The 10,857-nt window shown below is 48.6% G+C and carries 8 protein-coding genes; 1 reads left to right on the top strand and 7 read right to left on the bottom strand.

Going from position 1 to position 10,857, the window contains the following annotated elements; all coding sequences use genetic code 11:
* Window positions 1-129: 129 nt before the first annotated feature.
* The 3 genes from CLOSYM_RS18335 to CLOSYM_RS18325 all read right to left on the bottom strand — a co-directional run bounded on the left by CLOSYM_RS18335 (window position 130) and on the right by CLOSYM_RS18325 (window position 3,647).
* A complete protein-coding gene (locus CLOSYM_RS18335; protein WP_003510432.1) occupies window positions 130-762 on the bottom strand; it encodes a single-stranded DNA-binding protein in 633 nt (210 codons plus the stop codon).
* Between the two features lie 261 nt (window positions 763-1,023).
* Window positions 1,024-2,865, bottom strand: coding sequence for a translational GTPase TypA (gene typA, locus CLOSYM_RS18330; RefSeq protein ID WP_003510431.1), 1,842 nt, complete (start codon window positions 2,863-2,865; stop codon window positions 1,024-1,026).
* A 131-nt stretch (window positions 2,866-2,996) separates the two neighbouring features.
* A complete protein-coding gene (locus CLOSYM_RS18325; protein WP_003504334.1) occupies window positions 2,997-3,647 on the bottom strand; it encodes a YigZ family protein in 651 nt (216 codons plus the stop codon).
* Window positions 3,648-3,804: 157 nt separating this feature from the next.
* Between CLOSYM_RS18325 and CLOSYM_RS18320 the strand changes: the two genes are divergently transcribed.
* Window positions 3,805-6,522 carry a transglycosylase domain-containing protein gene (locus CLOSYM_RS18320; RefSeq protein ID WP_003504332.1) on the top strand — a complete coding sequence of 906 codons (2,718 nt, stop codon included), beginning with the start codon at window positions 3,805-3,807 and terminating at the stop codon, window positions 6,520-6,522.
* A 76-nt stretch (window positions 6,523-6,598) separates the two neighbouring features.
* Here CLOSYM_RS18320 and ltrA read toward each other — a convergent pair whose 3' ends face one another.
* The 4 genes from ltrA to bilQ form a co-directional block, all read right to left on the bottom strand.
* Window positions 6,599-7,990 carry a group II intron reverse transcriptase/maturase gene (ltrA, locus tag CLOSYM_RS18315; RefSeq protein WP_021643283.1) on the bottom strand — a complete coding sequence of 464 codons (1,392 nt, stop codon included), beginning with the start codon at window positions 7,988-7,990 and terminating at the stop codon, window positions 6,599-6,601.
* 540 nt (window positions 7,991-8,530) lie between these two features.
* The gene (gene bilS / locus CLOSYM_RS18305; RefSeq protein WP_003504330.1) at window positions 8,531-9,103 is read right to left on the bottom strand and encodes a flavodoxin family protein BilS; all 573 of its coding nucleotides are present in this window, start codon (window positions 9,101-9,103) and stop codon (window positions 8,531-8,533) included.
* Window positions 9,100-10,221 carry a bilirubin reductase gene (gene bilR, locus CLOSYM_RS18300; protein WP_044902828.1) on the bottom strand — a complete coding sequence of 374 codons (1,122 nt, stop codon included), beginning with the start codon at window positions 10,219-10,221 and terminating at the stop codon, window positions 9,100-9,102. Before bilR ends, bilS begins: the two co-directional genes overlap by 4 nt.
* Entirely contained in the window at window positions 10,206-10,640 is a 435-nt protein-coding gene (gene bilQ / locus CLOSYM_RS18295; protein ID WP_021643280.1) for a bilirubin utilization transcriptional regulator BilQ, read from the bottom strand. The genes bilR and bilQ overlap by 16 nt, the downstream gene beginning before the upstream one ends.
* Window positions 10,641-10,857 lie beyond the last annotated feature (217 nt).

Raw genomic sequence — 10,857 nt, 5'->3', positions numbered from 1 at the left:
ACTGCAACAAATGATGCACAGAAACGGCAAAAAAGTGCCGTTTCGCGCCGCAAAACTCGGGATTTCCGCAAAAAGCAGCGAAAACACCTCGCGGAATACATCATAGCTGAACTGTTACAAGTATCTTACTTATTCCTGCTCCACACACTCAAGCTTGCTGACGGATACTTCATACGCTATTCTCTTCTCACAATCTGTTTCACTCAGTTTTTTCGTATATTCCCTGCTCTGTACACGCCCCCAGACGCAGACTCTGCTGCCAACCTCAAAGCCTGATGCATATCTGGCATTTCTTCCCCATGCAATACAGGGTATGTAGTCGGATTTTCCATACGGACGGTTAACGGCCAGCAGGAGATCTGCAATTTCCCTGCCAAGAGGAGTTTTCCTGTAAATCGGTTCCTTGCAGATATAGCCGTCCAGAAAAATCTGGTTTGTTTTTGTATAATCCGTGAATTCTTCCAGGAAATTGACCTCACGGACGAAAATGGAAAGCACAAGTCTGTTTTTTGTCCCCTCATGACGGTTGTAAGAACGGAACTGGCCGAGAGCTTCCATCGTACAGCCCTGATAATCCTTTGACACGTCCAGAAGACGCTCCGAAACCATCAGAGGGATGATGTCCACCTGATCACTCAGTCTGCTGACAGCCATGTCTACCACATAAAATCCTTCTCCAAATACTTCATGGCTGAATTTGAATTCAGAAACCACTTCTCCAATTACACTCACCTTGTTGTTTTCAATCACTTTTTCTGACATAGTACTTCTCTCCTCTTTCTTTCCACTAAATTTCTTTTCTATTCTTTTATCTTGCAATCGTCCTTTCAGAATCACGCTCAGATACAATTGCTAATATAATGTTTATGCAGAAAATTCCAGTTTAGAAGATATTTCGAATCAAAGATTTCTACAGGAAAAGACAATCGGAGGAGACAAAAAGGGACGCCCAGAAAAGCGTCCCCTGTCGTTTTTATTTAATTTATACGGCTCAGCGGCCTGTCATATCAGGCTTTTCCCCAATCAGCCTTTATCTTTTCTGCTGATTGCGGACCTCTTTCTCATTGTCGGATCGAGGATTTTTTTGCGGATACGCAGGCTTGTGGGCGTTACTTCGAGAAGCTCATCCGTATCGATAAAGTCCAGGCACTGTTCCAGGCTCATCTCTTTTGGCGTAGTCAGCCTGAGCGCTTCATCGGCGCTGGAAGAACGTGTATTGGTCAGCTTTTTCGTCTTGCAGACGTTCAGCTCAATATCCTCAGGCTTCGCGCTCTGTCCGATAATCATACCGGAATAAACCTTTACGCCCGGCCCGATAAAGAGGATTCCCCTCTCCTGTGCATTGAAAAGGCCGTAGGTAATGGATTCGCCTGCCTCAAAGGCAATCAGCGAGCCCTGCTTGCGGTAATTAAGCTCGCCCTTAAAGGGGCCGTATCCGTCAAAGCTGGTGTTCAGAATACCGTTTCCTTTTGTATCGGTCATAAACTCGCCACGGTAACCAATCAGCCCCCTGGACGGAATGGCAAATTCAAGTCTGGTATATCCTCCGCCGATCGGGCTCATGCCCTGAAGCTCACCCTTGCGGCTTGTAAGCTTCTGGATAACGGCGCCGGTAAACTCTTCCGGAACATCGATATAGGCGATCTCCATCGGCTCCAGTTTTCTGTTCCTCTCGTCGTAATGATAGAGAACCTCCGCCTTGCTGACTGCAAATTCAAAGCCTTCTCTTCTCATATTTTCAATGAGGACCGACAGGTGAAGTTCGCCGCGGCCCGAAACTTTAAAACAGTCGGGAGAATCCGTTTCCTCCACCCGGAGGCTGACGTCCGTGTTAAGCTCCCGGAACAATCTTTCCCTGATGTGGCGGGAAGTGATATATTTCCCCTCCTGGCCTGCCAGAGGGCTGTCGTTTACCATAAAATCCATGGCAATGGTCGGCTCGGATATTTTCTGGAACGGAATGGCCTCCGGGTTTAACGGAGAACAGATGGTGTCGCCGATATGGATATCCGCAATACCGGAAATCGCTACGATCGAGCCAATCCCCGCCTCCGTCACCTCCACTTTGTTAAGACCTTCAAACTCATACAGCTTGCCGATCTTCACCTTGCGGAATTTGTCAGGCTCATGATGGTTCACAATCACACATTCCTGATTTACTTTGAGGGTTCCGTTATCCACTTTGCCGACACCGATTCTTCCCACATACTCATTATAATCAATGGTGCTGATCAGAACCTGGGGCTCAGCCTCCGGATCTCCTTCCGGAGCCGGAATATATTCAAGAATCGTCTCAAAAAGCGCGGACATGTCCTCTTCCGGATCATTGATATCCTTTTTGGCAAATCCGGCTCTTGCAGATGCGTAAATAAACGGGCACTCCAACTGTTCATCAGATGCATCCAGATCCATAAACAATTCCAGAATCTCATCCACCACATCATCCGGTCTGGCTTCAGGGCGGTCTATTTTATTGATGCAGACTATAACCGGAAGATCCAGATCCAGTGCCTTTCTCAGAACAAATTTCGTCTGAGGCATCGCGCCCTCATATGCGTCCACAACAAGGACAACGCCGTTAACCATCTTAAGAACCCGCTCAACCTCGCCGCCGAAATCGGCATGGCCCGGCGTATCAATGATGTTGATTTTCGTACCATTATAATTGACCGCAGTATTTTTTGATAAAATTGTAATACCGCGCTCCCGCTCAATATCATTGGAGTCCATAACACGGTCACAAACTACCTGGTTCTCGCGGAATATTCCGCTCTGTCTCAGTAATTGATCCACCAGGGTAGTCTTGCCATGATCGACGTGAGCAATAATTGCAATGTTTCTGACATCTTCACGTTTCATATTCATAATCTAATCTATCTCTCTTTCCTGTCAAACAGCTGCTGTGTTTTTTTTACATATTTTTACACAGTTATTCATTTTAACATTAAATAAAGAAGAGTTCAAGGGGAATCCGAATGAAATTTTTCATATAACACTTACAAAATCACTATTTCTTTGCCGTTTTCCCCGTAATATACTTTGTCCAGCAGCTCTGTCCGGCACCGGCCGGCAGTTCCCTCCGTCAGCTTTTTCTTAAGTCCGTCCGCTTCTGAGACCGGAGCCAGGACCGTAACCGCAACCGAATCACTGTAATCGCTGTCGAGGATTGTTATTTTCTGTTCTCCGAGAATATACTGGATTTTCCCTAAATCGCTATAGTCCGTCTTTATCACCAGTTTCTCGGCCAGTATTTTCTCCAGGACCACACATTGATTAAGTCCCTCTTTCACAGCCTGGGAATAGGCTCTGACCAGGCCCCCGGTTCCCAGAAGTGTTCCCCCGAAATACCGGGTTACAACCGCGCAGACGTTATGGATTTCTTCTCCCAGAAGCACATCCAGCATCGGCCGCCCCGCCGTCTGGGCCGGTTCGCCGTCATCGCTGCATCTGGTTACCTCATTGTTCTCTCCCACCGTAAATGCAGAACAGTTGTGTGATGCATCCCAGTATTGTTTCTTCATCATCGCTATAAATGCCGCAGCCTCCTCCTCCGATTCCACCGGCCGGATTGTGGCTATAAACCTGGATTTTTTTTCAACGGTTTCTCCCTCTCCGCCTCTATATAAAACTCTGTACCTGTCTCTCATCTTTTACCTCCTGCTCCCCGTTTCTTTCCATATTTAAGGCCGGGCCTTACCACAAAAAGATGTCCTCCATTCATAATAACGTAAAAAAATTTCATGACAATAGTATTTATTTATCAGGAACAATTTGCTATAATGATAGCTTATAAAGGAGGCTCCTATGAACTATGGCAGAAAATCTACAAAACGAAGAATAAAGGCAGCCAGCTCCCGGAAGAAAAAATATACGAATAAAGTATTTTTATCATTTTTTAAAACGGTTTTTGTCCTGTTTCTCTTTGTGGCCGTCACGGGAATCAGCACCGGAATCGGAATGTTTAAAGGCATTATCGACAGCGCGCCGGATTTCAATCCGGACAGCTTTGCGCCAAGCGGCTATTTTTCCACTATCTATAACGCCAACGGGGAGGTAACCGATACTCTGATCGGAACCGATGCCAACCGTATTGAGGCTACCTATGACGAGCTGCCGCAGGATCTGATCGATGCCTTTGTGGCTATTGAAGATTCCCGTTTCTGGCAGCATAACGGAATTGATCTCCGATCGATAACCAGGGCGGCGGTGGGCGTCCTGACACATAATTACAGCGGAGGCGCCAGCACCCTGACTCAGCAGCTGATTAAGAACACCGTTTTTAACGGCGGTATGGAGACAAGCGACGGCGCCAAGATTGAACGTAAAATACAGGAACAGTATCTGGCCCTGCAGCTGACGAAAAATGTGGATCGTAAAATAATCCTGACCAATTACCTGAACACGATTAACCTGGGAAAGAACACCCTCGGAGTCAAATCGGCGGCGCTGCGCTATTTTAATAAGGACGTCTCAGATCTGACGCTTTCCGAATGCGCGGTTATCGCAGGAATCACAAAGAATCCTTCCAAGCTGAATCCCGTATCCGGCCCTGATGCCAATGCCGAGCGGCGTGAGGTCATTCTTCAGGAGATGTACAATCAGGGCTACATCACAAAGGAAGAGCAGGAAGAAGCTCTGGCCGACGATGTCTATTCACGTATCCAGAATGTGGATCTTGCCATCAAAGAAAGCTCCACACCGTATTCTTATTATACGGACGAGCTGATTGAGCAGGTCACAGACGCCCTGAAGGAAGAATTCGGCTACACCGACACACAGGCCTCCAATCTCTTGTTCAGCGGCGGCCTTCAGATTGAGACACCGCAGGATCCGGCGATTCAGGCCATTGTCGACGAGGAAATCAACAACCCTGAGAATTACGATGCGGCGCGTCTGTCCGTGGAATACAGGCTGTCTATCACCCATGCGGACGGTACCACCGAGCATTTTTCACAGGAGACAATGAGAACTTATTTCCGACAGGTCAAAGGGAAGACAAGCTATGACGGACTTTTCGACAGTGAGGCTGAGATACAGGCGGCAATCGACGAATATAAGGCATCACTGCTGAAGGACGGCGATAAGATCATCGGAGAATCCTCGAATATCACGCTACAGCCACAGGCATCCTTTGTTCTGATTGAACAGTCAACCGGTTATGTCAAGGCCATCAGCGGCGGGCGGGGCGAGAAAAAAGCCAACCGGACACTGAACCGCGCTACGAATACATTGAAACAGCCCGGCTCCACCTTTAAAGTCATAACTGCATTTGCTCCCGCCATCGATACGTGCGGCGCCACACTTGCCAGTGTATACTACGATGCGCCTTATACGGTGGGAAGCAAAACCTTTAAAAACTGGTGGGGCGGCGATTATAAAGGATATCATTCCATCCGGGACGGTATTGTTTACTCTATGAATATTATCGCTCTGCGCTGTATGGCGGAGACGGTCACGCCGCAGCTTGGTGTGGAGTATGCGGAAAAGCTGGGAATCACAAGCCTTGTCTCCTCCGACTTAAACCTTTCAACCGCCCTCGGCGGTATCACGAAGGGCGTTTCCACGCTGGAACTGACGAATGCATTTGCTGCTATTGCAAATCACGGCACTTATACGAAACCGATTTTCTTTACAAGGATTCTGGATCGCAACGGAAAAGTTCTGATCGAGAATGTACCTGAGACAAGGCAGGCATTAAAGGAGTCCACTGCCTTCCTTCTGACTGACGCAATGACCGATGTAATGCAGAGTAATGTCATGTATACACGGCCCGGCGCAGGCATTAATGCGACCGGCAGCTCCGCCGCCATCCCCGGCATGACGACAGCCGGAAAGAGCGGTACTACCTCCGATAATAACGATATCTGGTTCGTGGGATACTCTCCTTATTATACTGCCGGAATCTGGGGAGGCTGTGACAACAATCAGAAGCTGAAGGACGAACACGGTTCAAGGAACGGGGGAACCAGCTTTGCCAAACGTATTTGGAGAAAGATTATGACACGGGTCCATGACGGCATGTCCGATCCTGGTTTCCCAATGCCTGACGGCATTGAGACAGCCCAGGTATGCAGGAAATCAGGCAAGCTTGCAGTACCGGGCGTGTGCAGCAGCGACCCAAGAGGCAATGCCGTTTACACCGAATATTTTGCCAAAGGCACCGCACCGACCGAAGCCTGTGATCACCATGTGAGAGTTACCGTATGCGCAGTATCAGGCGGACGGCCCACGGCCTTCTGTCCTCCCGATCAGCAGGAAGCGCGGACCTTTATGGCACTGCCTGCCGATGAAGGCGTTACGGACGATTCCTACTATGCAATGCCGGATTACTGTACGGTGCATAACGGCTCCTCCACAATTATTGATCCGTCTCAGACGGACGGAAGCGATATCCCATTTGGTCCCGGTTATATACCGGAAACAACGGCTCCTTATTCTAAGCCATATGAATACTACTCTTATCCCAGGTCTTCCGGAGACGGTAACACAATTCCGATAGTGCCGGCAGGTCCCAACGGATAAGTGCAATCGAGTAGGAGGCGGTGATTAACCGCCGTCCTCTCACACCACCGTGCGTACCGTTCGGTACACGGCGGTTTCAACAGTTGACGTGCACAGACTGATAAGCTATGGCTAAATCATAAAAGCCACTGCTTATCAGTCTTTCTTTTGTCATTGCCATATTTACCGCTACCGTTTGCGTGGTAAACCAATATCCTCTCCGGCTGTTTCCTGCCTGCCATGCCAAATCTTCCGGCACTCCCATTTTCCGCAGGTTCTTCACCTTGCTTCTCGGTTTCTTCCATTGTTTCCATATACACATTCGGATTCTGTGGTATAGCCACTTATTGAGTTCTTCTATTCGGTTCTTCATTTCCGCAATCCCGTAATAATTCAGCCAGCCACACATATACACTTTTATCTTTGCTAATGCAGGGCGTATGCTCTGAACTGACCTTCGCGAACTAAGTTCTTTCAGCTTTGACTTCATTTTCTTCCATGACTTTCCATGAACCCGGACATATATGCCCTTTCCGTTCTTTCCCAATGTAAAGCCAAGGAATTTAAAAGTTCGGATTGCAAACACGCTGACTACACGGCTTTTCTCTTGGTTCACTTTCAATTTCAGCGGCCCTTCCAGATATTTCGTGCTCGTCTCCAGCAGTCTCTTGGCAGCTCTCTCGCTTTTCGCCAGCAGCACGATGTCGTCCGCGTAACGGACAAATACAACTCCACACTTCTGATACTCCTGGTCAAACTCATTCAGATAGATGTTTGCCAGCAGGGGGGAAAGATTTCCTCCTTGCGGCGAACCTTCTTCTGTTTCCATGACTACTCCATTTTCCATCACGCCACTCTTTAAGTACCTCTTAATCCACTGGATTACCCTTTCGTCCCTCACATTTCTGCGCAGGATATTCAGGAGTATCTCATGGTTCAGGGTATCAAAGTATTTCGACAAGTCCAATGCTACCGCATGGATATATCCCTGCTCTGCATACTCTTTCACCTTCTGAATGGCATCTTTCGCGCTTCTTCCCGGGCGATAACCGTAACTGTTCTCCGAGAACAACGGCTCATAGACCGGTGTAAGGCGCTGTGTTATGGCTTGTTGGAAAATGCGGTCTTTTACGGTTGGAATACCTAGCTTTCGTATTCCACCGTCTGGCTTGGGAATCTCCACTCGTCTTACCGGATCGGGGGTGTACTTTCCCCTTCTGATTCTCTCGATAAGTTCTTTCTGGTTTTTCCTCAGGTATGCGCCTATTTCCTCCACGGTAATCCCGTCGATTCCTGGCGCTCCCTTGTTTGCCTTTACTCTCTTAAAAGCTCTGTTAAGGTTTCCCTTCTCCAGTATCTCCTCCAAGAGTTCCGGCTGTGCACTGTCCCTTTCCTTCCATATCCGGCGGAAAGAACGGTGCGCTCTCACATACCCTTCACGTTCCGCGCTATCTCTTTGCGAGCAGCTATCTTTGTTTTCTGTACCCAATGTTCTTTCCTCCTTTCCCAGTTGTACTAAAGACTCCTGTTGATTCGGTCCTTCATCTCTCGACTACTACGACCTCGGCTGACTTCTGTACGTTCAGCACTATCTTTCGATAATGGTTATCCCTTTCAGGACATTCCGCACAGACCTCCCCGGGTACCACACGTCTCTTTCTCTCCATCTATCTGCCACATTTACCATACGTGATTCCGTGTGGTTATTGGACTTCGACTTGTTCAGCAGCCTTACCCTCACGCATGGCCTGATGTGATTTCTGTCCGTCAGACCAGAGATTTGCCCATGGGTTAGTATGTTCCCCACATCCGGCTTCCTTCAGATTTCACCTCACGATGAACACCCTTGCCTTCGGCTATATCCTTCCCACCACCAGGCGGATTCCGGACTTTCACCGGTTAGAGACGTGCGCCGCCGGGCGCACTGTAAAAGGGAGGCTGAAAAAGCACAGATTCTGCTTTTTCAGCCTCCCTTTCTATCCTCCGGCAGCGTCCCTGAGTGAGAAAATTAAAGCTCTGTAACAAAGAGCTATTCCCCCATGCCAGCAGCCGGGACGGAAGAGATAAGAAAATGTTGAAAGGCGGCCATATCCGTCCCGTCCGGATGTGTCAGAGCCGCATGGTAGTTATCCACCATAAGCTTTGCCCGTCCGTCCTGCGGATTTGCTTCCAGCATACTCCTGTATCGTTCCAGCACACCCTGCTGCATTTTTCCCTGACACATAAATGAAGCTTTTAATTTGACGGATTCCGGAAGCTCACAGGCAGCAGCCTGAATAATCCTGTCATAATAGGCCTGATCCGCACCAAAGCCGGCAGTGCCGAACAAAATAATCTCCGGCGGCATATTATCCGTCTTCCCCAGCTCTTTAAATAAACTGAGTATACCGCTGTCTGCATTTCCTTTGTCGGTCCAAAACCCCGCATACAATATTTCGGCTTCCCTGAACCGCTGTGCGGTTGCTCCCTCAAGCGGTCCGGCCGGTACTTCTCCAAAGTAAACGCACTCTCCGCCTTCCCTTTCTCCAAGTACTTCAAACGCTTTTTCGGCCAACTGTCTGGTATTGCCGGTCCGGCTGCTGTATACAATTGCATATTTCATTGCACATCCTCCTTCTTTTTATCATAGATACAGTGTACTCCCCGATGCTCCATCATCCCTCCCAGGCATTCCCGGTTGCAGCGTACACAGAACCGGATCTTATCCTGGTTTTTTCCTGCTGTTTTATTTGGCCATTCGGGATCCGCAATCAACTGACGGCTCATTGCGGCATAATCAATCCTGGACCGTGTTAACTGCTCCTCCACAAAATCCGGATTTGTCAGCCCTCCGACCGCGCAGACCGGAAGGGAAGAATATTTCTTCACTTCATCACAGTATTTTAAAAAGCAGCCCTCTCCGGAAAAATAGGGGTGGGATTTTGGAGGAATCGTATCTGAAAGGGAGGAATGGTCCGCCAGCGCAACATGATAACTGTCAACACCCGCCTTCTCCAGAAGAGGCAGGAAAACAGGCAGCTCCTCCACCAGAATTCCGGCATTGCCATAATGCGGATTTTCCTGACGCACTGCCAGTTTGTATTCGACAGGCATATCGGGAAGAGCCTGTCTGACGGCTGCAATACACTCACAGGCAAATTTGGCCCTGTTGGCCGCACTTGCGCCGTAGGAGTCGGTTCTATGATTGAATACGGAGGAACTGAAGCTTCCGCACATCCTGTCCCCATGAACCTGAATCATGTCAAAGCCGGCTTTTCCGGCCAAAACCGCCGCATCTCCAAAGGATGCGGTAATCTTTCCTATTTTAGATTCCGGTATCCCGGTAATATAAGGGCCTGTCCTCTCATTCATCAGCTCGCGCAGCCGGTCCGGCGTAATTCTCTTCATCAGCATTCCGGGCACGTAGCGCAGCATTCCTTTTATATCGGAATCCGAAACATGTAGCTGAGCGCAGGCCTTTGCCCCGTTTTTATGTATGACCTCCGTCACTCTGCGGTAAAATTCAAATCCTTTTGTGCTGTAGAGTGATTTCGCAAAAAGACTGTGCCTTAAAACCGGAACGTCACCGATCACCAGCATCGCCGCTCCCCCGGCCGCTATTATTCCCAGCCGCTCCAAATACTCCTCTTCTGAAAGTCCCATCGTTGTAGGCGCAAATATGATTCTGTTTTTAAGTTTCAGCCCGCGGATTGAAAGGGGCTCGTTTATTTTTTCATACATAAATGAGCCTCCTTCGTCTTTCCCAGCTTTTGGAGAAGGGTAAACAACTGCTTTTTCTCTTCTTCCTGCAAGGACGAGAGTACCTTGTCATCCCATTCGTGGAACAGGGAATGTGCCTTTTCAAAAGTCTTTTCTCCCTTCTTGGTCAGAGTCAGAATCGCCATCCGTTTATCCTTTTCGTGGCGCCTGCGCTCTATAAAGCCGTCCTGAAGCAGCTTTTCGACGGAACGCGCCGCATATCCCTCGTCCGCCCGCACAGCCGCAGCCAGCTCCCTCTGGGAGCAGCCCGGTTTCTTTCCGATATAGATCACGAAATATAAAAGTCCGAGGGAAATGCCCTCCTTCTGAAGCTCCGACTTGCAAAAAAGCGTGAAATCTTCCCTGAATATAGTAGTATAGTAAGCAAATGTCTGCTCCATTCTGTTCTCCTTTCAAATACTTGATATTATCAAATATAATGGATTATTTGATAATGTCAAGTATTTGAAGGCTGAAATTGGAAATTTAACTGAGGTTTGGAGGATGCGTCCGGAACGGACCATGTCCGGTGTGGTGAGTGGGCAAAGGGGACAGTTCACTGAGTCTTCCGTCCCCGTGGGAGATTATCGTGAGGGGGGAATCCGGCCGGAATGAATT

It is taken from the genome of [Clostridium] symbiosum ATCC 14940 (genome assembly GCF_000466485.1).
Classification (GTDB): Bacteria; Bacillota; Clostridia; order Lachnospirales; family Lachnospiraceae; genus Otoolea; species Otoolea symbiosa.
This window is presented reverse-complemented; position numbering and strand designations above follow the sequence as displayed.